The 20,522-nt window shown below is 72.6% G+C and carries 21 protein-coding genes and 1 tRNA gene; 10 read left to right on the top strand and 12 right to left on the bottom strand.

Annotated features, from left to right (window positions below; all coding sequences use genetic code 11):
- Positions 1-4: 4 nt before the first annotated feature.
- The 6 genes from JGR68_RS10675 to JGR68_RS10700 form a co-directional block, all read right to left on the bottom strand.
- Positions 5-658, bottom strand: a complete 654-nt coding sequence (locus JGR68_RS10675) for a 50S ribosomal protein L25/general stress protein Ctc (RefSeq protein ID WP_199362938.1) — start codon at positions 656-658, stop codon at positions 5-7.
- A 109-nt stretch (positions 659-767) separates the two neighbouring features.
- Positions 768-1,730, bottom strand: a complete 963-nt coding sequence (locus JGR68_RS10680; RefSeq protein ID WP_199362937.1) for a ribose-phosphate diphosphokinase — start codon at positions 1,728-1,730, stop codon at positions 768-770.
- Between the two features lie 36 nt (positions 1,731-1,766).
- Positions 1,767-1,843 (bottom strand) — tRNA-Gln (locus JGR68_RS10685).
- Positions 1,806-2,705, bottom strand: a complete 900-nt coding sequence (gene ispE / locus JGR68_RS10690; RefSeq protein WP_199362936.1) for a 4-(cytidine 5'-diphospho)-2-C-methyl-D-erythritol kinase — start codon at positions 2,703-2,705, stop codon at positions 1,806-1,808. Before ispE ends, JGR68_RS10685 begins: the two co-directional genes overlap by 38 nt.
- The gene (gene lolB, locus JGR68_RS10695) at positions 2,702-3,352 is read right to left on the bottom strand and encodes a lipoprotein insertase outer membrane protein LolB (protein WP_199362935.1); all 651 of its coding nucleotides are present in this window, start codon (positions 3,350-3,352) and stop codon (positions 2,702-2,704) included. Before lolB ends, ispE begins: the two co-directional genes overlap by 4 nt.
- Positions 3,349-4,992, bottom strand: coding sequence for a tetratricopeptide repeat protein (locus JGR68_RS10700; RefSeq protein ID WP_234446498.1), 1,644 nt, complete (start codon positions 4,990-4,992; stop codon positions 3,349-3,351). The genes lolB and JGR68_RS10700 overlap by 4 nt, the downstream gene beginning before the upstream one ends.
- A gap of 130 nt (positions 4,993-5,122) precedes the next feature.
- On the opposite strand from JGR68_RS10700, the gene hemA reads away from it, so the two are divergent.
- From hemA to ppk2, 4 genes are read left to right on the top strand one after another with little or no spacing between them, the layout of a single operon-like run.
- Complete coding sequence (gene hemA / locus JGR68_RS10705) at positions 5,123-6,445, top strand: glutamyl-tRNA reductase (protein WP_199362953.1); 1,323 nt, start codon at positions 5,123-5,125, stop codon at positions 6,443-6,445.
- Positions 6,423-7,511 (top strand): peptide chain release factor 1, encoded by a 1,089-nt coding sequence (gene prfA / locus JGR68_RS10710; RefSeq protein ID WP_199362933.1) that lies wholly within the window; start codon positions 6,423-6,425, stop codon positions 7,509-7,511. Before hemA ends, prfA begins: the two co-directional genes overlap by 23 nt.
- Positions 7,512-7,530: 19 nt before the next feature.
- Positions 7,531-9,258, top strand: coding sequence for a tetratricopeptide repeat protein (locus tag JGR68_RS10715; protein ID WP_199362932.1), 1,728 nt, complete (start codon positions 7,531-7,533; stop codon positions 9,256-9,258).
- A gap of 53 nt (positions 9,259-9,311) precedes the next feature.
- Complete coding sequence (gene ppk2, locus JGR68_RS10720) at positions 9,312-10,097, top strand: polyphosphate kinase 2 (RefSeq protein WP_199362931.1); 786 nt, start codon at positions 9,312-9,314, stop codon at positions 10,095-10,097.
- 40 nt (positions 10,098-10,137) lie between these two features.
- Here the strand turns inward: ppk2 and JGR68_RS10725 are convergent, their stop codons facing one another.
- Both JGR68_RS10725 and JGR68_RS10730 read right to left on the bottom strand, forming a co-directional pair.
- Positions 10,138-10,731 (bottom strand): TlpA disulfide reductase family protein, encoded by a 594-nt coding sequence (locus tag JGR68_RS10725; protein WP_199362930.1) that lies wholly within the window; start codon positions 10,729-10,731, stop codon positions 10,138-10,140.
- 4 nt (positions 10,732-10,735) lie between these two features.
- A complete protein-coding gene (locus JGR68_RS10730; protein WP_199362929.1) occupies positions 10,736-12,004 on the bottom strand; it encodes a YihY family inner membrane protein in 1,269 nt (422 codons plus the stop codon).
- Positions 12,005-12,092: 88 nt separating this feature from the next.
- Here JGR68_RS10730 and wrbA point away from each other — a divergent pair, with 88 nt between their 5' ends.
- From wrbA to JGR68_RS10745, 3 genes are read left to right on the top strand one after another with little or no spacing between them, the layout of a single operon-like run.
- Positions 12,093-12,683, top strand: a complete 591-nt coding sequence (gene wrbA / locus JGR68_RS10735) for an NAD(P)H:quinone oxidoreductase (RefSeq protein WP_199362928.1) — start codon at positions 12,093-12,095, stop codon at positions 12,681-12,683.
- Positions 12,683-13,042, top strand: coding sequence for a DUF2069 domain-containing protein (locus tag JGR68_RS10740; RefSeq protein ID WP_199362927.1), 360 nt, complete (start codon positions 12,683-12,685; stop codon positions 13,040-13,042). The genes wrbA and JGR68_RS10740 overlap by 1 nt, the downstream gene beginning before the upstream one ends.
- A 58-nt stretch (positions 13,043-13,100) precedes the next feature.
- On the top strand, positions 13,101-13,586 hold the full coding sequence (locus JGR68_RS10745; RefSeq protein WP_199362926.1) for an asparaginase domain-containing protein: 486 nt from the start codon (positions 13,101-13,103) through the stop codon (positions 13,584-13,586).
- Positions 13,587-14,232: 646 nt separating this feature from the next.
- Here JGR68_RS10745 and JGR68_RS10750 read toward each other — a convergent pair.
- Both JGR68_RS10750 and sufT read right to left on the bottom strand, forming a co-directional pair.
- Positions 14,233-16,284 carry a S8 family peptidase gene (locus JGR68_RS10750; RefSeq protein ID WP_343225130.1) on the bottom strand — a complete coding sequence of 684 codons (2,052 nt, stop codon included), beginning with the start codon at positions 16,282-16,284 and terminating at the stop codon, positions 14,233-14,235.
- A gap of 252 nt (positions 16,285-16,536) precedes the next feature.
- Complete coding sequence (sufT, locus tag JGR68_RS10755) at positions 16,537-17,088, bottom strand: putative Fe-S cluster assembly protein SufT (RefSeq protein ID WP_199362925.1); 552 nt, start codon at positions 17,086-17,088, stop codon at positions 16,537-16,539.
- Between the two features lie 86 nt (positions 17,089-17,174).
- Between sufT and JGR68_RS10760 the strand changes: the two genes are divergently transcribed.
- A complete protein-coding gene (locus JGR68_RS10760; RefSeq protein ID WP_199362924.1) occupies positions 17,175-17,582 on the top strand; it encodes a hypothetical protein in 408 nt (135 codons plus the stop codon).
- Positions 17,583-17,679: 97 nt separating this feature from the next.
- On the opposite strand, the gene JGR68_RS10765 is transcribed toward JGR68_RS10760, so the two are convergent.
- Positions 17,680-19,077: an NAD(P)(+) transhydrogenase (Re/Si-specific) subunit beta gene (locus JGR68_RS10765; protein ID WP_199362923.1), complete on the bottom strand. Its 1,398-nt coding sequence runs from the start codon at positions 19,075-19,077 to the stop codon at positions 17,680-17,682.
- Positions 19,074-19,397 (bottom strand): NAD(P) transhydrogenase subunit alpha, encoded by a 324-nt coding sequence (locus JGR68_RS10770; RefSeq protein WP_199362922.1) that lies wholly within the window; start codon positions 19,395-19,397, stop codon positions 19,074-19,076. The genes JGR68_RS10765 and JGR68_RS10770 overlap by 4 nt, the downstream gene beginning before the upstream one ends.
- 177 nt (positions 19,398-19,574) lie before the next feature.
- Between JGR68_RS10770 and JGR68_RS10775 the strand changes: the two genes are divergently transcribed.
- Positions 19,575-20,141 carry an RNA polymerase sigma factor gene (locus JGR68_RS10775; RefSeq protein ID WP_199362921.1) on the top strand — a complete coding sequence of 189 codons (567 nt, stop codon included), beginning with the start codon at positions 19,575-19,577 and terminating at the stop codon, positions 20,139-20,141.
- Complete coding sequence (locus tag JGR68_RS10780; protein WP_199362920.1) at positions 20,138-20,521, top strand: hypothetical protein; 384 nt, start codon at positions 20,138-20,140, stop codon at positions 20,519-20,521. Before JGR68_RS10775 ends, JGR68_RS10780 begins: the two co-directional genes overlap by 4 nt.
- The last annotated feature ends 1 nt before the right edge of the window (position 20,522 follow it).

The raw sequence follows: 20,522 nt of genomic DNA on the forward strand, positions 1-20,522 counted from the left end.
CGCCTTACTTGTCCTCGCCAGCGTCCTGCTTGCTGGTGGGCACCTCGCCGTCGCCCTCGCCCTCGCCTTCCGGCTCGGCCTCGACGCGCGCGTGGCGGGCCACGGCGACGGCGGGGTTGTGGTCGCCGTCGAGCTTGGTCGCCAGTTCGACGCCCTTGGGCAGCACGACCTCGGACAGGTGGACGGTGCCACCGATCTCCATCTTCGCCAGGTCGACTTCGATCGACTCGGGCAGGTCGCCCGGCAGGCAGACCACCTCGACCTCGTTCAGCTCCTGGGTCAGCACCACGCCCGCGGTCTTGCCGGCCGGCGAGGTCTCGGCGTTCACCAGGTGCAGCGGCACGCTGACGCGGATCGCTTCCTTGGCGTTCACGCGCTGGAAGTCCAGGTGCATGATCAGCTGGCGGTAGGGATGGCGCTGCATGTCACGCAGCAGCACCGGCTCCACCTTGCCGTCGACCTCGAGGTCGATGATCGAGGCGTAGAACCACTCGTGCTGGCTGGCGACCCAGGTCTTTTCCTGGTCGAGCTGGATGCTCTGCGGGGCGCTGTCGCCGCCGTAGATGATGGCCGGGACCTTGCCGGTGAGACGCAGGCGGCGGCTCGCACCCTTCCCCTCGTCCTTGCGGCTGGTGGCCGTGATCTTCTGGTTGCTCATTGTTGGTTACTCACTTGCTGGATTGGCCCGCCTCGCGGCGGAAAGACGGCTCCCCCGCGACCAGGGGAGCCGGAACACACGGATGCGGACGCGCGCGGCCCGGAGGCCGTCAGTCCACGTAGAGCGAGCTCACCGACTCGCCGCCGGCGATGCGGCGGATGGTCTCGGCCAGCAGCTCCGCAACGCTCAGCTGGCGGATGCGGCCGCAGGTGCGGGCCGCGTCGGAAAGCGGAATGGTATCAGTGACCACCAGCTCGTCGAGCTGTGAGCGGGTCAGGTTGTCGATCGCCGCGCCCGACAGCACCGGGTGGGTGCAGTAGGCCACGACCTTGGTCGCGCCCTGCGCCTTGAGCGCCGCGGCGGCCGCGCAGAGCGTCCCGGCGGTGTCGACGATGTCGTCGACCAGCACGCAGGTCTTGCCGGCCACGTCGCCGATGATGTTCATCACCGTGGCGACGTTGGCCTTCGGGCGGCGCTTGTCGATGATCGCGAGGTCGGCGTCGTCCAGGCGCTTGGCGATCGCCCGCGCGCGCACCACGCCGCCGACGTCGGGGCTGACCACGACCATGTTGTCGGTGCCGTGCGCACGCCAGATGTCGGCCAGCAGCAGGGGCGAGGCGTAGACGTTGTCGACCGGGATGTCGAAGAAGCCCTGGATCTGGTCGGCGTGCAGGTCGATCGTCAGCAGGCCGTCGGCGCCGGCGACGGTGAACATCTTGGCGGCCAGCTTGGCGGTGATCGGCACGCGCGAGGAGCGCATGCGGCGGTCCTGGCGGGCGTAGCCGAAATACGGCACCACCGCGGTGATGCTCGAGGTCGAGGCGCGCTTGAGCGCGTCGATCAGCGCCATCAGTTCCATGAAGTGTTCGGCGGTCGGCGCGCAGGTCGACTGCACCACGAACACGTCCTGGCGGCGCACGTTCTCCTCGATCTCGACCTGCACCTCGCCATCCGAAAACGTCGAGACCAGCGCCTTGCCCGGCCGCACACCCAGCTCGCGGCAGACGGCCTGGGCCAGCGGGCGGTTGGCATTGCCGGAGAAGATCAGCAGGTTGCCATCTTCCTTTTTCACGGGACTACTCCGCTGGACGCTGGGACGACGAAGGATTGGCAGGGGCGGCAGGATTCGAACCTGCGGATGCCGGGATCAAAACCCGGTGCCTTGGGCCACTTGGCGACGCCCCTGCGGTGAACCGGCCGCAAGTGCATCCAGCAGCGGCGATCGCGACACGCCCGCCACCACGCGGGCGCGAAACCCTGGCGGCAGCGTGGCGAGCGCGGCCTCGGCGGGTTCGCGCGCGGCGAACTCGACGAAGCAACCGCTGCCCGTCCCGGTGAGGCGTGGCGTGCCGGCGCGCGCGAGCACCTGGAACACGGCCTCGACGGCGGGTTCCAGGCGACGCAGCACCGGTTCGAACGCATTGCCGAGCGGAGCACCCGAAGCGAAGTCGGCCATTGTCGCGGGCGCGGCATCCCTCGTCAATTCAGGGGCTTGGAACAGGGCCGCGGTGGCCACGTGGACGCCGGGGTCGGCGACCAGGTACCAGGCCGGTGCAAGGTCCAGCGGCCGCAGCCGCTCCCCCACGCCCTCGGCCCAGGCGCTGTGGCCGTGGACGAAGACCGGGACATCGGCGCCGAGGCGCGCACCCAGCGCCGCCAGCGCATCGACGTCCGCGCCGAGGCCCCAGAGGGCGTCCAGCGCGCGCAGCACGGTGGCCGCGTCCGAAGAGCCCCCGCCAAACCCACCACCCGTAGGGATGCGCTTTTCGACGCGGATGTCGACACCTTGGGCGACGTTGAACGCGTCCTGCAGCAATCGCGCTGCACGCAGGCTGAGGTCCGCGGCCTCGGGCACGTCCGACAGGTCACCGCCGTGTCGCACGATCCTGCCGTCCTCGCGCGGACGCAGATGCACCGTGTCACCCCAGTCGAGCAGGCGGAACACGGTCTGCAGCTCGTGGTAGCCGTCCGGACGTCGCCCGGTGATGCGCAGGAACAGGTTCAGTTTGGCCGGCGCGGGCCAGGCCGACCACCCGGCCGCCGTCACGGGCCGGCCTCGCTCCAGGTATCGACCACCAGGCGGACGCCGGCGTCGCCGCGGCGGGCGTCGATGCGCAGCGGCAGCGCGGGCGCCGCGCCGTCCTGCGGGCGCCAGGCGCGATAGTCGATGCTCCAGCCGCCCTGCTCCAGCCGCGCCGGCAGCAGGTCGGCACCGAACGCCATGCGCGCCGGGCCGTGCACGGCCTCGTCGGCCGGCAGCCCGCGCAGCCAGGCGCCCAGCGCGTCCACGGGCACTTCGAGGCCGGTGGCGTCGAACAGCAGGGACTGGCCATCCGGGCCGCTGAGCGGACCGCCGTCGAGTCCTTCCAGCCGGGCCCCATCGTCGTCGACCGCGAGCCGCCAGCTCTGCCGGGTCACCGGCGCGGCCAGCGCCACCGCGAACGCCGCGCCGTCCTGCTGCCATTCGATGCGCCCGCTGCCGCCCTTTCCGGCGCGGGTGATCGCGGCCCGTCCGGACAGGCTCCAGGCCGGCATCGCCGACAGCGCCCGGGCGCGATCGGCCTGCAGGGCTTCGGCCCCCGCCTGCGCGGCGGCATCGAGGGTCGGCAGCGGCGCCGGCGCCGGCGGGCGCGTCGCGCAGGCCGCGAGCAGGCCCGTGCAGGCCAGCACCATCACGAACCGAAGCGTCCTCATGCGCCGATATCCTCCAGTGCGCGGCGCAGCGACCGGTTGTCGGGGTCGATCGCGCGGGCCTGCTCGAACCACTCCCGCGCCTCGTCGCGCCGTCCCAGCTGCCACAGCACGGTGCCGACGTGGGAGGCGATCTCGGCGTCCTTCTCCAGCACGAAGGCCCGGCGCAGCTCCACCAGGGCCTCCTCGTTGCGGCCCAGGCGATGCAGCACCCAGCCGTAGCTGTCGATGATCGCGGCGTTGGCGGGCTCGGCGATGCGCGCGCGCTCGATCAGCTCCAGTGCCTCCGCGTAGCGGTCGGTGCGGTCGGCGAGCGTGTAGCCCAGCGCGTTGAGCGCGGCGGTGCTGTCCGGCTCGGCGACCAGGATGCGGCGCAGGTCGGCCTCGGCGCGCGGGATGTCGTCGCGGCGCTCCCACATCAGGGCGCGCGCGTACAGCAGGGCGGATTCGTCCGGGAATGCCGCCAGGCCGCGTGCCAGGGCGTCGAGCTCGGCGGCGCCGTCGGTGTCGGCGCGCCGCAGCTCGGACTCCATCAGGTAGGCGTCCCGGCGCAGGCGCTCGTTGGCCGCGGCGTCCTGCTGCAGCGCGCCCAGGGCGGCCCAGGCCTCGTCCTTCCGGCCGAGGTCGTGCAGCACCTTGGTTTCGCGCAGGCGCGCGGTGTCGCGCTCGGTGCCGCCCGGCACGCTGCGGTACCAGTCCAGCGCCTCGCCCGGACGCTCCAGGAATTCGGCCACCTGTCCCAGCAGCAGCCGGCGCGCAGGGTTGGGGACTTCGGCGCCGGCGGACAGGCCCTGGTACAGCGCGGCCAGGGCCTGCTTGTCGTCGGCATCGGCCAGCAGCGAGGCACGGAGCGCGAGCTGGCCGAGATCGGTGTCGGGCCCGGGATTGGCCGCCAGCAGGGCGGCGCCGGCGGCCGGGTCGCCCAGCTCGGCATAGCCCAGCGCGATGCGCTCGCGGATCCGCGGGCCCGCGGCACCGCCGGCGGCCAGTGCGTCGAGCACCGCGCGGGCCTCGGCGCTGCGGCCGGCGCGATGCAGGTGGCTGACGCGCAGCAGGCCCATCGCCGGATCGCCGGGATGGAGCTCGCGGGCGACCGCGTCGATGCGCCCGAACAGCGCGTCGTCGCCGAGCCCAAGCGCCAGCTGCCCGGCCGCGGCCAGGGCGATGGGGCTGGTCGGCAGGACGTCGCGCTCGAACAGCTGTCCCAGCACCCGGGCCGACAGCTCGGGGTCGCGGCTGCCGGTGCCGAGCACGCTATAGGCGGCAAGCCAGCCGCGGGCCCCGCCGCCGCGCAGCATCGACTCCAGCTCACGGCGCGCGACGCGCGCGCGGCCGGTGCGCAGGGCGAGCGTGGCGCGGGCACCCTGCATGCCGAGCGACTCCGGCGCGCGGGCGCTCCACAGCGCCAGCGCTTCCTTCAGCGCAGCGTCGTCGCGGCCCATCAGCGCGTACTGGGTGGCGCGCGACGCCAGCGCCGCGTCGCCGGGCGCGGCGCGGGCCGCCTGCAGGTACCAGGTGACGGCCTCTTCCGGTCGCCCCGACGAGACCGCGAACTCCGCCGCCAGCACCTCGCGCAGCGGCGGCGTGGCCGGCGCCCCGCGCGCGGCCGCGGGCGCCACCGGGAGCGCCAGGCAGAGGGCCACGACGAGGGTCCCGACCGCGGTCCGGAGCCGGGCGGAATGCCCGCCAACCGGGGTCCCGGACGCGGGAGGCGCAGGCACCGTAAAATGAGGCCGTGTCATGCCAGCACTTTATCGCAAGCACCCCGAGCACATGAGCCTCCTCGCCATCGGCCTCAACCACCAGACCGCGCCGGTTGAACTGCGCGAACGGGTGGCGTTTGCCAGCGACCGGCTGGAGCGCGCGCTGGCCGACCTGCGCGGCCTGCCCGGCGTGCACGAGGTGGCCCTGCTGTCGACCTGCAACCGCACCGAGCTCTACGCGGTGGCGGACGACGAGGGGCGCGCGCTGGTGAACTGGCTGGCCACGCACCCGGACGATCCGATGGGCGATGCCGGCTCGCTGCAGGCCTACCTGTACCGGCACGCCGGCGACGACGCCGCCCGCCACCTGTTCCGCGTCGCCACCGGCCTGGACTCGATGGTGCTGGGCGAGCCGCAGATCCTCGGCCAGGTGAAGCAGGCCTGGGCGGCCGCGCGCGGCGCCGGCACGCTCGGCGGCCATCTCGACCGCCTGTTCCAGCACGCCTTCGTCACCGCTAAGCGCGCGCGCACCGAGACCCGGATCGGCAACAGCCCGGTGTCGATGGCCTCGATGGCGGTGCGCCTGGCCCAGGACAGCTTCGCGCGACCCGAGGATTCGGTGGCGCTCCTGGTCGGCGCCGGCGAGACCATCGAGCTCGCGGCGCGCCACCTCGCGGCCGCCAGGGTGAAGCGGCTGGTCATCGCCAACCGCACGTACCGCCACGCCGAGGAACTCGCGCACCGCCACGGCGGCACCGCGCTGCCGCTGGAAGAGCTGCAGCACCACCTTCACCTGGCCGACATCGTGCTGTCGGCGACCGCCAGCCGCGAGCCGGTGATCCGCCACGCCGACGTCAAGGCGGCGCTGGCCGCACGCCGGCAGCGGCCGATGCTGCTGCTGGACCTGGCCGTGCCCCGCGACATCGAGCCCGAAGTCGGCCAGCTGCGCGATGCCTACCTCTACTCGGTCGACGACCTCGAGCGCGCGGTCGAGGACAACCGCCGCAACCGCCGCGAGGCCGCCGACGCCGCGGAATCGATCATCGACCTGCAGGTGGCGCGCTATGCGCGCGTGCAGGCCACCGGCGCACGCAGCGGTCCGATCCGGCGGCTTCGCGCCCACGGCGACGCCGTGCGCGCCGACGTTCTGGAACGCGCACGCCAGCAGCTGGCCGCGGGCCAGTCGCCAGAAGCCACGCTGGAGTACCTGGCGCACACCCTCACCAACCGCCTGCTGCACCCGCCCACCGCCGCCCTGCGCGACGCCGCGGCCAGCGGGGACGGCGCGATGCTGGACGCGATCTCGCGCATGCTGCCGCCCGACGCCGGCACCCCTGCCGACCACGCCCCCCGCGACCCCCGCAACCCCGATGCTCCCGACGCTGCGCCGTAAGCTGGAGGCCCTGGCCGAGCGCCGCGACGAGCTCGAGCGCCTGCTCGCCGAGCCCGCGATCGCCGCCGACCAGGCCCGGTTCCGCGCGCTGTCGCGCGAGTTCTCCGGGCTGGAACCGCTCGCCGCCGCGCTCGCCGACGAGACCCGCGCGCGCGCCGACCTCGAGGCCGCCGAGGCGATGCGCACCGATCCGGAGCTGCGCGAGCTGGCCGACGAGGAGGTCGACGCCGCCACCGCGCGGCTGGCCGAGCTCGATGACGCGCTGATGGCGCTGCTGGTCCCGCGCGACGCGCGCGACGACGGCGGCATTTGGCTCGAGGTGCGCGCTGGCACCGGCGGCGACGAGGCCGCGATCTTCGCCGGCGACCTGCTGCGGATGTACACCCGCTACGCCGAGCGCCAGGGTTGGAAGGTCGAGATCGAATCCGCCAACCCCGGCGAACACGGTGGCGTGCGCGAGGCCGTGGCCCGGATCGAGGGCGCGGGCGCGTACGCGCGGCTGAAGTTCGAGTCCGGCACCCACCGCGTGCAGCGCGTGCCCGAGACCGAGTCGCAGGGTCGCATCCACACCTCGGCAGCCACGGTCGCGATCATCCCGGTGGAAGAAGAAGGCGAGCCGGTCGAGATCAACCCGGCCGACCTGCGCGTCGACACCTTCCGCTCCTCCGGCGCCGGCGGCCAGCACGTCAACAAGACCGACTCGGCGATCCGCATCACCCACCTCCCCAGCGGCGTGGTGGTGGAATCGCAGACCGAGCGCTCGCAGCACGCCAACCGCGACAAGGCGATGAAGCGGCTGCGCGCGACCCTGGCCCAGGCCGAGGCCGACCGCCGTGCCGCGGCCACCGCCGCCAGCCGCAAGCTGCAGGTCGGCAGCGGCGACCGCAGCCAGCGCATCCGCACCTACAACTATCCCCAGGGCCGGATCACCGACCACCGTATCGAAGGCCTGACCCTGTACGACCTGCCCAACGTGATGGACGGCGCGCTCGACCTGCTGGTCGACCGCCTGGCCCGCGAGCACCAGGCCGACGAACTGGCGCGGCTGGCGGAGCAGGCGGCGTGAGGCCGGGGCCGCGGGACGCGTGACCGGCGCGCGCGATCCCCGCGACGCCGCGCGCCGCGCCACGGCGGCGGCCCCCGGCAATGCCGTCGCCTGGATCGTGCTGGCCGACGCCGAACTCGATGCCGGCGACGCCGCGGCCGGTGAGGTCGCGGTCCAGCGCGCGCTGGCCCTGGCGCCCGGCCATCCCGAAGCGCTGGCCCGGCTGGGCCGCCTGCACTGGATGCGCGGCCGCCACCGCGAGGCCGTCGACAGCCTCGCCCGGGCGGCGCGGGGAGCCCCGCGCCACCCCGGGATCGCGCTGTGGCTCGGGCACGTGCTGGAAGACGCCGGCCAGGCCGAAGCCGCCGCCGAAGCCTATGCACGGGCCCACGCGCTGGCGCCGGATGCGGCGCAGATCGCCGCCCATCTCCTCGCCTGGCGCCGCAAGCTGTGCGACTGGCGCGGCCTGGACGCGCTGTCGGCACAGGTGCGCGGCGCCGTCGCGCGCGGCGAGGCGGCGGTCGAACCCTTCGCGTTCCTCAGCGAGGACGGCGACGCCGTCGAGCAGCTGCGCTGCGCGCGCCTGAGTGCGGCACAGGTCGCGCACCAGGCGCGGCCGCTGCCACCGCGCGCGATGGCCGCAGCCGGAACCCTGCGCGTCGGCTTCCTGTCCAACGGCTTCGGCGCGCATCCGACCGGCCTGCTCACCGTGGCCTTGCTGGAAGCCCTGCGTGCCGAAGCCGGGCTCGAGGCCCACCTGTTCGCGCTCAACCCCGACGACGGCAGCGCGATCCGCCAGCGCCTGGAGGCCGCGACCACGCTGCACGACGTCTCCGCCCTGCCCCATGCCGCGGTGGCGCAGCGCATCCGCGACGCGGGCATCGACATCCTCCACGACCTGCGCGGCTGGGGCGGGGGCGGCGCGCCGGGCGTGCTGGCCATGCGCCCGGCGCCGGTGCAGGTCAACTGGCTGGCCTATCCGGGCACCTCGGGCGCGCCGTGGATCGACTACGTGCTGGCCGATGACGTCGTGCTGCCGACGGCGCTGGAAACGGGGTTTTCGGAAGCCGTTGCGCGCCTGCCGCGCTGCTTCCAGCCCTCCGACACGCGGCGTGCGCCGGGACCGCCGCCTTCGCGCGGCGAGTGCGGATTGCCCGACGCCGGCGTGGTCTTCTGCTGCTTCAACAACAGCTACAAGATGAATCCGGCCAGCTTCATGCGCGCGATGGCGGTGCTGCGCGGCGTGCCCGGCAGCGTGCTCTGGCTGCTCTCCGGCCCCGGCCGGGGCGACGACCGTCTGCGCGCGGCGGCGACGGCCGCGGGCATCGATCCCGCGCGGCTGGTGTTCATGGCCAAGCAGCCGCACGCCGCCTACCTCGCGCGGCTGCAGCTCGCCGACCTGTTCCTGGACAGCAATCCCTACAACGCCCACACCACGGCATCCGACGCGCTCTGGGCCGGCTGCCCGGTGCTGACTTGTCCCGGACGCACCTTCGCCGCGCGGGTCGCGGGCAGCCTGAACCACCATCTGGGCCTGGGCGCGCTCAACGTGGCCGACGCTGCGGCGTACGTGGAGCTCGCCACCGCGCTGGGCCGGGACCCGGCGCGGCTGGCCGGGCTGCGTGCGCGGCTGGCCGGCCTGCGCGGGAGCTCGGGCCTGTTCGACATGGCCGGCTTCGCGCGCGACTTCGCGGCCATGGCCCGGGCGATGGCCGCGCGCCATCGGAACGGGCTTCCGCCCGCCGGCCTCCGGCTCGACGGCGCTTGACCGCGGCGCGCGGATGCCGCCCCATCCGGGGACCGACGGGAAGGAGCGCACAGGTGAAGACGTTCAAGGGCAAGGCGTACGCGGCCGAGCTGAAGGCCATGCAGCACGAGCTGGTGGCGATGGCGCGCTGGGCCCGCCACTGCGGCGAGCGCATCGCGATCGTCATGGAAGGCCGCGACACCGCCGGCAAGGGCGGCGCGATCAAGGCCATCACCGAGCACCTGGACACGCGCCAGTACCGCGTGGTGGCCCTGCCCAGGCCGAGCGAACGCGAACAGGGCGAGTGGTACTTCCAGCGTTACGTCTGCCACCTGCCGGCCGCAGGCGAGATCGTCCTGTTCGATCGCAGCTGGTACAACCGCGCCGGCGTCGAAAAGGTCATGGGCTTCGCCAGCGATGGGCAGGTGGAGGCCTTCCTGGCCCAGGCCCCGACGTTCGAACAGCTGCTGGCCGACGACGGCATCAGGCTGTTCAAGTACTGGCTGTGCTGCGACCAGGCGCAGCAGGAGAAGCGCTTCGCCGAGCGGCTGGACGATCCGCTCAAGGCCTGGAAGCTGTCGCCGATCGACGTCGAGGCGCGCCTGCGCTACGACGACTACACCCGCGCCCGCGAGGCGATGCTGGCGGCGACGCATACCACGCACGCACCCTGGACCCTGGTCGACTTCAACCACCAGAAGTCCGGACGGCTGGCGCTGATCCGCCACCTGCTCGACCGCCTGCCGGACGTGACCGTCCCCGCACACAGGCCGGACTTCGCGCCCCTGCCCGGGCCGCCGTCCACGGAGCGCTACGGCGTGCTGCAGCCGATCCCTCCCTACGGCAGCGACGGCGACTGAGCGCCGCGGCTGCGCGGTCGGTCGATCCCCGCCTGCGCGGCTACGCGCCCTCGCCGGGCGCGGGACCGCCGGCAGCCTCGATGGCCTGCTCGAGCTCCAGGGCGGTCACCGGGCCGAGGAAGGCCTTGACCCGCCGGCCGTCCGGCGCGACCAGCACGGTCAGCGGCAGGCCGCGGGGCGTCGGGAAGTCCGCCGGCGGCTCGTAGGTGCTGACGATGGCGACCGGGTAGACCACCGGGCGCTCGGCGAGGAAGGCGCGCAGGGTCTCGGCGTCGGTCTCCTCGTAGGCCAGCCCGATCACCTCCACGTGCTCGCGCATGGCGTCGAGCGCCGACAGCTCGGGCATCTCCTTGAGGCAGGGCGCGCACCAGGTCGCCCAGAAGTTGACGACCACCCAGCGGCCGCGACGCTCGGCCAGGTCGAAGCGTTCGCCGTCGAGCGTGGTCACGACCAGCGACGGGAACTCCTCGCTGGAGGTCGTCCCGGTCGCCTCGCCCGCCGGGTTATCAACGGACGGTTCCTGCGCGGCGGACGGAGCGCTTGCCGGCCCCTGGGCCACTCCCTCGCGATCAGGCTGGCAGGCCGCGAGGAGCAGCAGGGCAAAGCAGGTTGCGAGGGCGTGGCGCAGCGGCATGGCGTCAGGTCCGGTTCTGGTCGAGGCAGTCGCCGACGCGGCGACGCAGGAGGTCGCGCAGCGGCAGGCGCAGCGCGTCGATGGTGGCGATCACCGCGGCGCCGCGGGCGTCGTCGGCGCCCGGCAGGTGGGCCTCGGCGATCGGGATGCGCAACTGGCCGGCTTCGTAGAGCTCGGCCAGGGTCAGCGCGTCGAGGTCGCGGGCGAGCAGCCACTCGCCCGACTCCGCCCGGCGGACGACGTTGATCGAGGCCAGCTGGCCCAGGGTCTCCTGCACCAGGGCGTCGGTCAGGACCGGCTCGCACTCCAGGATCTCGTCGCTGTGCAGGCCGCCGCCGGTGGCGCGCGCTTCGCGGAAGCGGTCCAGCAGGCGCAGCATCGCGTAGATCTCGTAGCCCTGCGGCAGGCGCAGGTGGGCCGGCTGGTAGCGGAAGGCCGAGACCGAGGCCGCGAACGAAGCTCCCAGCAGGATGCTGACCCAGCCGAGGTACAGCCAGAGCAGGAAGATCGGCACGAAGGCCACCGCGCCATAGATGTTCTGGTAGGCGTTGAAGCTGCCGAGGTAGAGGCTGATCAGGCGCCGGCCGATCTCCAGCAGCACCACCGCCACCAGGGCGCCGGCGAACGCGTGGCGCCACTGCACCGTGCGATGCGGCACCACGCGGTAGATGGTCGCGAACGCCAGCAGCTCGATCACCACCGGCGCCGCGTCCAGCATCGCCCCCTGCAGCCACTGCCCGGCGCCGCTGCGGAAGACGTCCAGGGCGAACAGCCGCCCGAGCACCGACAGGCTGGCCGCCGCCACCAGCGCGCCGAGCGTCAGCACGGTCCAGTAGACGAGGAAGCGCGACAGTTGCGGGCGGGCAGTATGCACGCGCCAGATGCGGTTGAACGCCGCCTCGATGCCGACCAGGGTCACCAGCACCGACACCACCAGCGCGATCACGCCGACCGCGGTGAGCTTGCCGGTGTTCTCGGAGAACGACATCAGCCAGTCGCGGATGCCCTGGGCGGAGCTGGGAACGAAGTTCGCGAACACGAACTCGCTGAGCAGGTCGCGCCACTCCTCGAACACCGGGAACGCCGACAGCACCCCGAACACCACCATCGACAGCGGCACCAGGGCGAAGGTCGTGGTGAACGACAGCGCGCCGGCGGCCTCGAACAGGCGGTCGTCGAGGAAGCGCCGCCACAGGAAGCGCGCGAAGGTCAGCGCGCGCGCGCGGTCGCGCAGGCGGTCGGCCCAGCGGTTGAGCGAATCCAGTGGCTCCATCGTGGCGAGGTTAACCGATCGCACCGGCCCCATCGCAGCGCGCGCAGGGCCGCTGCGGCTATGCTTCCCGGCCCCGCGAGGAGTCGCCATGCCCGAGATCCTGGTCCTGTACTACAGCCGCGGCGGCTCGGTCGCCGCGCTCGCGCGGCAGATCGCGCGCGGCGTCGGCGAGGTCGAGGGCATGTCCGCGCGCCTGCGCACGGTGCCACCGGTGGCGCCGGTGACCGTGGCCACGCAGCCACCGGTGCCCGAGGACGGCGCGCCCTACGTCGAGCTGCGCGACCTGGCCGAATGCGCCGGCCTGCTGGTCGGCAGCCCGACCCGCTTCGGCAACATGGCGGCACCGATGAAGCACTTCCTCGACGGCCTCGGCAGCGAATGGGCCAGCGGCACCCTGGTGGGCAAGCCGGCGGCCGTGTTCACCTCCACCGCCACCCAGCACGGCGGCCAGGAGTCGACCCTGCTCACGATGATGCTGCCGCTGCTGCACCACGGCTGCGTCATCGCCGGCATTCCCTTCACCGAGCCGGGGCTGTCGTCCACGCGCACCGGGGGCACGCCCTACGGCGCCAGCCACGTCGCCGGCGGCGACAACGATCCGACGCCCAGCGAGGACGAGGCCAGGCTTGCGCGCGCTCTCGGCCGGCGCATCGCCGCCCTGGCGGCGAGGCTGGGCTGATGCCGGCGACGACGTCCGGGCGCGTGCTTGCCGCCCTGCTGCTGGCGCTGGCGGCGCTGTTCGCGGCCTGGTTCGCGGGCGACGCGCGCTACCTGCAGGCGCTGGCGGTGTTCGCGCTGCCGCCGCTGCTGCTGGCCATCGGCGTGCTGGCCGGGCGGCGCACCGCGGCCTTCTGGTCCGGCGTGCTGGGATTGGGGTGGTTCTGCCACGGCGTCATGCTGGCGTGGGAGCGCGCGGACGGGCGCGGCTACGCACTGGGCGAGGTGCTGCTGGCGCTGGGCATCATCGTGGCCTCGAGCTGGCCGGGACTGCAGGCGCGCTTCGCCGGCCGCGGCAAGCGCCACGCCGCGAACGACTAGAATGCGCACCCGGCCCGCGCGATGCGGGTCACGGCTGCCGCAATCGAGGACACGCACGATGGAAGAACTGCTGATCGTCACCACCGGGGGCACGATCGACAAGGTCTATTTCGACGACAAGTCGGACTTCCAGGTGGGTGAGCCGCAGATCGGCCGGATCCTCGAGGAACTCGGCGTGGCCTTCCGCTTCCGCGTGATCCCGATCCTGCGCAAGGATTCGCTGCACATCGACGACGGCGACCGCGAGCTGCTGCGCGCCACCATCGCGGCGCAGGCCACGCGCCACGTGCTGGTCACCCACGGCACCGACACCATGGTCGAGACCGCGAAGGCGCTGGCGCCGCTGGCCGACCGCACCATCGTGCTGACCGGTGCGCTCAACCCGGCGCGCTTCCGCGGCTCGGACGCCGAGTTCAACATCGGCACCGCGGTGGGCGCGGTGCAGTCACTGTCCGCCGGCGTCTACATCGCCATGAACGGACGCATCTGGGACCCGCTCACGGTCCGCAAGAACGTGGCCGCGAACCGCTTCGAACCGGCCTGACCGCGCGGCCCACGCCGGCAGGCCGGGTGATCGGCAGGCCGCACGACCGAGCCGCTTCGGCTGCACGCTTGGACGGTCTTCCTCGGAGCTGCTGACTCGTGGCCATTGCTCCGGACACGGTGCGCCGCCGGCCGCAGATGCAGGGGGGATGCCCAGCCGGAATGTCCGCGCCCTGCTCCCAGTTCCGGCCGCCGGCCATCCATGGCCGGCTCTGGCCATCCCCCCTGCATCCGCGTCCGGCCCCACCGCCTCCGCGATCGGGAAGCCCCGACATCCCAAGCCCTCACGCCCCACCCCTGTAGGAGCGGCTACAGCCGCGATCGCCCTTGCGTAGCTGTAGCGGTGGCTGTGGCTGCAGCTGTGGCTGCAGCTCTGGCGGTAACCGTGGCTGCAGCTGCCGCTTTCGCTGCAGCCGTTGCCGTTGCCGTCGCTCTTCCCCGAAGCCGACCATGGCCACGGCCCGTCCCGCGCACAGGGGGTGTGCGTACAGCCGGCCATGGATGGCCGGCGGCCGGCCTTGGGAGCAGGATGCGGACAGGACGGGGAAGCACACCCCCTGTGCGCGGGACGGGCGGCGCGAACCCCGTCGGCAAAAAAAGAAAACGGCGGACGGGTCGCCCCGTCCGCCGCCGTCAGCCCGCCGTGGTCAGTAGCTGCCGACCAGGCTCAGGCCGGAGTACGCGCTGTAGCCGCGCACCATGACGTGCCAGGTCCCGGCCGCCGGATTGTTGATGGTGCAGGTCTCGTTGTTGCCACCCTGGTACGGACGGCAGGTGTAGGTGGTGGTGGTCGGTGCCGAACCCTGGCGCACATAGAGGTCGGCATCACCCGTGCCGCCCGATGTCTGCACCCGGAGCTGGGTACGGCCCGCCGGCACCTGGATGGTGTAGCGACGCTCGCTCGACGCCGCGCCCGACAGGCCGGTCACCGGCACGCCGTTCTGCAGCGTGTTGCCACCGCCGCCACCGCCCGTGGAGTAGCTGGCGGTGAGGCTCGCGCCCGAGAACGCCGAATAGCCGCGCAGCATGACGTGCCAGGTGCCGGCCTGCGGCGTGGCGAAGCTGCAGGTTTCGGCATTGCCCGACCGGTAGGGGCGGCAGTCGTAGGTCGACGTGGTCGGCTGCGACCCGAAGCGCACGTACATGTCGAGGTCGCCGGTGCCGCCCGCGGTGGCGATGTTGAGGTTGGTCGCCCCGGCCGGCACGGTGACGGTCCAGTACTGGGTGCTGCCCGAGGCGCCGGCCACGCTGACGGGCGTGCCGTTCTGCAGGACGCCGCCCGGGTTCGGGTTGGGATTGCCGCCGCCACCCGCGGCCGCATCGACCGCCGCCTTGGCATCAAGGATGCCGGCGCCGATCGGCTGCGACGGCGTGGACGGGAAGGCGCGGGCGGTGCTCTTGATCAGCGCCTCGACCTGCGCCGGGGTCTTGGCCGGGTTGGCCACCGACTGGATCAGGGCGACCACGCCGGCCACGTGCGGCGCGGCCATCGAGGTGCCGCTGTAGCTGGCATAGCTTTCGGCGCCCGGGCCCTGGCTGCCGCTGTTGAGCGTGGACTGGATGCTCGAACCCGGCGCGGCGATGTCGACGATGGCGCCGTAGTTGGAGAAGCTGGAGCGCGCGCCGGTGCTGGTGATCGAGCCGACGGCGATCACGTTGCCGCAGTTCGCCGGCGAGAAGCCCGAGGTGTTCGCGTTGCTGTTGCCCGCGGCGATCACGATCGTGGAGCCGCGGCCGACCGCGCCGTTGATCGCGCTCTGCATCGCGCTGCCGCAGCTGCCGGAGCCGCCGAGGCTGAGGTTGATGGCTTCCGCCGGGTTGGCGTTGGCCGGCACGCCGCTGACCGAACCGCCCGAGGCCCAGATCACCGCGTCGGCGATGTCGGAGTCGTAGCCACCGCCACGGCCGAGCACGCGCACGGGCACGATCCTGGCGCCATACGCCGTGCCGGCCACGCCCTTGCCGTTGTTGGTCAGCGCGGCCACCGTACCGGCGACGTGGGTGCCGTGCCAGCTCGAGGCGTTGCCGCCGTAGTAGTCGCCGGGATCGCTGGCGTCGCCGTCGCGGCCGTTGCCGTCGCCGGCGACCGCGGTGTCGGCGATGAAGTCATAGCCGGGCAGCACGTTGGCATTGAGGTCGCTGTGGCTGGCGATGCCGGTATCGAGCACTGCGACCACGGTCCCGGCGCCGCTGGTGGTGTCCCAGGCCTGGGTGGCGCGGATGCCGCCGGCTCCGGTGCCAAAGCCCCACTGCTGCGAGAACTGGGGATCGTTCGGCGTCATGACCAGCGTGTTGAGCTTGTCGACCTCGACGTACTCGACGTTCGGATTGGCCGCGATTTGCCGCATCAGGGTTTCGGCCTCGACGCGGTCGAGCTTGCGGCTGGTGGTGATCACCTCGGCGCCCACGGCCATACGGCGCTCGTGGCGCAGCACCAGCGGCGCGGCGCGGCGCGAGGCCGGGACCACGCCGGCCGCGGCGCGCAGCGCGGCGTCGCGCTCCTTGGGACTGGCCTGTTCCGGGCTGCCATCGACGTACTTCACGATGAAGCGATCGTGCTGCTGCGAGGCCTGGAGGCCGCTGAGCTCGACGCGCTCGGCGGCGAGGGCCGGCAACGCGACCGCAAGGGACGACAGGACCGCGGTGGTGGCGACCGCGAGGGCGTGCAGGCGCACGCGGCGAAGCTTGGCGTCGGACATGAGTGGTTTTTCCCGGAGTGAACGAGGTGCCGCGCGCGCGGCGGGACGGCGCCGCCGCTCCGGGAACCCCTCCCCGTCTGTGGCAGCCGCCGGATGCGGACTGACACTTTCCGTCCGCAAAGTGACGCTAAGCGACACCTTCGGGGCCCGCAAGCGGAAACAGGTTGCACTTGGCAGCACGGAATGTGCGGCCAGTCACAGATCCTGACATTGGCTCTGGAAAACAGGCAAGACGGGCCTTGCGCCCGCCGTTCAGAACATCCCGGTTTCCAGCCGCGCGGCCTCGGACATCATGTGCCGGGTCCACGGCGGGTCGAACACCAGTTCGACGTCGGCCTCGACCACGGTCGGGATCATTTCCAGCTTGATGCGGACGTCGTCGACCAGGATGTCGCCCATCCCGCAGCCGGGCGCGGTGAGGGTCATGCGCACCTCGACCAGCCGCTGGCCATCGTCGCGGTGCAGCACGTTCGCCTCGTAGACCAGGCCGAGGTCGACGATGTTGATCGGGATCTCCGGGTCGAAGCAGGTGCGCAGCTGGCTCCAGACCAGGCGCTCCACCGCGGCGTCGTCCGCGCCCTCCTCCAGCTGCAGCGGTTCCGGCGGCTCCTTGCCGATCGCGTCGGCGTCGTTGCCGGCGATGCGGAACAGGTTGCCCTCGACGAACACCGTGAAGCTGCCGCCCAGCGCCTGGGTGATGTAGCCCACGCTGCCCGCGGGCAGGGTGACCTCGTCGCCCTGCGGCACGAGCACGGCGGCGCAGTCGCGCTCGAGGCGGACGGGTTCGCTGTTGCGGGAATACATGCGGGATTCGGCTGTGGCGACTGGACGCTCATTCTACCGCCCGTGGCGGACGCTATCCTGTACCACCCCGAACGGTGCTGCGTTCCATGCCCCCTTTCCGCTCCCGGCCGACGACGGCGCTGGCATTGGCGCTGGCCGGCAGCATCGGCATCGCCGCGGCCTGGATCCTGGTCGCGCAGGTGACCGGCCGCCAGTCGAGCTGGATGGCCGTGGTGGCCGCGGTCGATGCGCTCTTGCTGCTGCGCATGGGCGGACACCGGCCCGGCGCCGCGCGCGCGGCCTGGGCGGTGCTGGCGACGCTGGTGGCGATCGCGCTGGCCAACTGGGGCATCGCCGCGGACCAGGTCGGGCGGATGCTGGGCCTCACCCCTTGGAGCTCGATCATCCGCATGGGCCCGGAGCACGGCTGGCTGCTGCTGCGCATGGCCAACGACGCCGTCGACCTGGCCTGGCTGGCGGCCGGCCTCGTGGTCGCCGCCGCCTGGGGCCGCTGAGCACCTACGCCCGCCGTCTGCAGGAGCGGCTACAGCCGCGATCGCCCTGCGCGAACTCCGTTTTCGCGGCTGTAGCCGCTCCCACAGGCCCGACCGGCTAGTGCCCGCCGTCGAGCGCCTTGAGCTCGCTCACCAGCGCGCTCGCCATCTCCGATCCGTCGCCATAGAGCATCCGCGTGTTGTCGGCGTAGAACAGCGCATTCTCGATGCCGGCGAATCCGCGGCCCTTGCCGCGCTTGATGACGATCGTGTTCTTCGACTCGACCACGTCGAGGATCGGCATGCCGTAGATCGGGCTGGCGGGATCGGTCTTGGCCACCGGGTTGACCACGTCGTTGGCGCCGATCACCAGGCTGACGTCGGTGTTCTTGAACTCCGGATTGACGTCGTCCATGTCGACGATCAGATCGTAGGGCACGCCGGCCTCGGCCAGCAGCACGTTCATGTGCCCGGGCATGCGCCCGGCCACCGGGTGGATGGCGAACTTCACCTTCACCCCGCGCTCGATCAGCCGCTGGCTCAGCTCCCAGATCTTGTGCTGCGCCTGGGCCACGGCCATGCCGTACCCGGGCACGATCACCACGCGCTCGGCGTAGGCCATCATCGCGGCGACGTCGGCGGCCTCGATCGGCTTCTGGCTGCCGGTGATCTCCGCCGCCTCGCCGGTGGCACCGAAGTTGGAGAACAGCACGCTGGAAATCGAGCGGTTCATCGCCTTGGCCATCAGCCGGGTCAGCAGGATGCCGGCCGCGCCGACCATCATGCCGGCGATGATCAGCGCCTCGTTGCCCAGCACATAGCCCTCGAAGGCCACCGCCAGGCCGGTCAGCGCGTTGTACAGCGAGATCACCACCGGCATGTCGGCGCCGCCGATGGGCAGGGTCATCAGCACGCCCAGGGCCAGCGCGGCGACGAAGAACGCCACCACCAGCGGCACGCCCAGCGAGCGCAGCAGCAGCCCGCCCAGCACCAGCGCCGCCAGGAGCACCGCGGCGTTGAAGAGCTGCATGCCCGGGAAGCTGTAGCGCTTGTCCATGCGCCCGTCGAGCTTGGCCCAGGCGATGATCGAGCCCGACAGCGCCACCGAGCCGATCAGCGCGCCCAGCAGCGCGAGCACCGGCACGACCACGCCAGGCGCCTGGCCGGCCGAGGTCCAGCGCAGCAGCTCGACCGCGCCGATCGCCGCCGCCGATCCACCGCCCAGGCCGTTGTACAGCGCGACCATCTGCGGCATGTCGGTGATGGCCACGCGCTTGCCCGAGACCCAGGCCATCACCGTGCCCAGGGCCACCGCCACCGCCATCAGCGCGATGTTCTGCAGCCCCGGGATGAAGAAGGTGACCACCGTGGCCAGGACCATGCCGACGCCCGCCCACTGGATGCCGCTGCGCGCGGTGCGCGGCGAGGCCATGCGCTGCAGGCCGAGCAGGAACAGCGTGGCCGCGACCAGGTAGCTCGCCTGGATGACCAGCATCAGCACGGACGCGCCGCTCATGCGCCACCCTCCGGGCTGCCGGACTTGCCGCCTTTGGCGCGGTCGCTGGGCTTGAACATCTCGAGCATGCGCTCGGTGACCACGTAGCCGCCGGCGGCATTGCCCGCGCCCATCAGCACCGCCACGAAGCCGATCGCCTTCTCCAGCGTGGTGTCGGCGTGCCCCAGCACCACCATCGCGCCGATCAGCACGATGCCGTGGATGAAGTTCGACCCCGACATCAGCGGCGTGTGCAGGATCACCGGCACCCGCGAGATGATCACGTGGCCGGCGATCGCCGCCAGCATGAAGATGTACAGCGCAACGAATCCATCGGCCACACGCGTTCTCCCCGGGCTGCCCGCTCCGATCATAACCGGCCCTGACCGCGGCGCCACGGGCACCTGTCAACCGCGCGCGCCGGCCTGCGTTCCCATCCACGACCCGACTGGAATGCCTGGATGGACGGCAGCAGCAACCCACAACACCACGGCACCGCGCTGGCTATGCTGGATCCCATGCCAGCTGACGCCAACAGCGTGTACGCCGCCGCGGCGCAGACCGGGGCGACGGCCGACGCGATGACGCTCGAGACCTTCCTCGACGGCATCGCCGCGCGTGCGGTGCGCTTCGCCGAAGCCGGGCTGCGCCACCGCGAGGACGCCCTGGACGCGGTGCAGGACGCGATGGTGCGGATGCTGCGCTACCGCGATCGGCCCGCCGACGAGTGGACGCCGCTGTTCTGGACCGTCCTGCGCAGCCGCATCGTCGACGTGCAGCGCCGGCGCACCCTGCGCCTGGGCTGGATGACCTCGGCCGACGAACGCCAGGAGGCGGGCGTGGAATGGGCCGGCGACGAGCCGGACCCGTCCCGCGCGCACGACGGCCGCGAGGCCTGGAGCGAGCTGGTGCAGGCGCTGCGCGCCCTGCCGAGGCGCCAGCGCGAGGCCTTCACCCTGCGGATCCTGGAAGAGCTCGACGTGGCGACCACCGCGCGGGTGATGGGCTGCAGCGAGGGATCGGTCAAGACACACCTGTCGCGCGCACGCGACGCGCTGCAGAAGCGACTGGAGGATTTCCGATGAGCGACACACACGACGCATTCGACCGCCGGCTGCGCGCCGTGCATGTGCAGGCGGTGGCACAGGTGCCGCCGCGCACCCTCTATGCCCTGCGGGTGCGGCGTGGCCATGCCGCCTCCGCCGCCACGCCGGCACGGCCGGAGCTGCGGTCGGGCGGCTGGTGGGCGGCGGCCGGCCTGGCAGCCGTCTTCGCGCTGGCCATCGGGCTGCGCCAGCCGGCGCTGGACGGTGGGCCAACGGATGCTGCGCCACCGTCGCTGGCCGCGGCCGGGACGGCCATCGAGGCGGCAGCCTGGGACGAGGGCCTGGCCACGCTCGAGGAAGACCCTGATCTGTACCTGTGGGTCGCCTCGCAGGACAGCCTGATCCTGGCGATGGAGTGAG

The sequence above is a fragment of the Luteimonas sp. MC1750 genome (assembly GCF_016615955.1).
Classification (GTDB): domain Bacteria; phylum Pseudomonadota; class Gammaproteobacteria; order Xanthomonadales; family Xanthomonadaceae; genus Luteimonas.

Excerpts from the sequence above, each read along its gene's own strand:
- JGR68_RS10745 (WP_199362926.1), top strand. The coding sequence starts at position 13,101 with ATGGAAGAACTGCTGATCGTCACCACCGGGGGCACGATCGACAAGGTC.
- hemA (WP_199362953.1), top strand. The coding sequence starts at position 5,123 with ATGAGCCTCCTCGCCATCGGCCTCAACCACCAGACCGCGCCGGTTGAA.
- JGR68_RS10730 (WP_199362929.1), bottom strand. The coding sequence starts at position 12,004 with ATGGAGCCACTGGATTCGCTCAACCGCTGGGCCGACCGCCTGCGCGAC.
- JGR68_RS10780 (WP_199362920.1), top strand. The coding sequence starts at position 20,138 with ATGAGCGACACACACGACGCATTCGACCGCCGGCTGCGCGCCGTGCAT.
- JGR68_RS10750 (WP_343225130.1), bottom strand. The coding sequence starts at position 16,284 with ATGTCCGACGCCAAGCTTCGCCGCGTGCGCCTGCACGCCCTCGCGGTC.
- sufT (WP_199362925.1), bottom strand. The coding sequence starts at position 17,088 with ATGTATTCCCGCAACAGCGAACCCGTCCGCCTCGAGCGCGACTGCGCC.
- prfA (WP_199362933.1), top strand. The coding sequence starts at position 6,423 with ATGCTCCCGACGCTGCGCCGTAAGCTGGAGGCCCTGGCCGAGCGCCGC.
- JGR68_RS10775 (WP_199362921.1), top strand. The coding sequence starts at position 19,575 with ATGCCAGCTGACGCCAACAGCGTGTACGCCGCCGCGGCGCAGACCGGG.
- JGR68_RS10675 (WP_199362938.1), bottom strand. The coding sequence starts at position 658 with ATGAGCAACCAGAAGATCACGGCCACCAGCCGCAAGGACGAGGGGAAG.
- JGR68_RS10740 (WP_199362927.1), top strand. The coding sequence starts at position 12,683 with ATGCCGGCGACGACGTCCGGGCGCGTGCTTGCCGCCCTGCTGCTGGCG.
- lolB (WP_199362935.1), bottom strand. The coding sequence starts at position 3,352 with ATGAGGACGCTTCGGTTCGTGATGGTGCTGGCCTGCACGGGCCTGCTC.
- JGR68_RS10760 (WP_199362924.1), top strand. The coding sequence starts at position 17,175 with ATGCCCCCTTTCCGCTCCCGGCCGACGACGGCGCTGGCATTGGCGCTG.
- JGR68_RS10725 (WP_199362930.1), bottom strand. The coding sequence starts at position 10,731 with ATGCCGCTGCGCCACGCCCTCGCAACCTGCTTTGCCCTGCTGCTCCTC.
- wrbA (WP_199362928.1), top strand. The coding sequence starts at position 12,093 with ATGCCCGAGATCCTGGTCCTGTACTACAGCCGCGGCGGCTCGGTCGCC.
- JGR68_RS10765 (WP_199362923.1), bottom strand. The coding sequence starts at position 19,077 with ATGAGCGGCGCGTCCGTGCTGATGCTGGTCATCCAGGCGAGCTACCTG.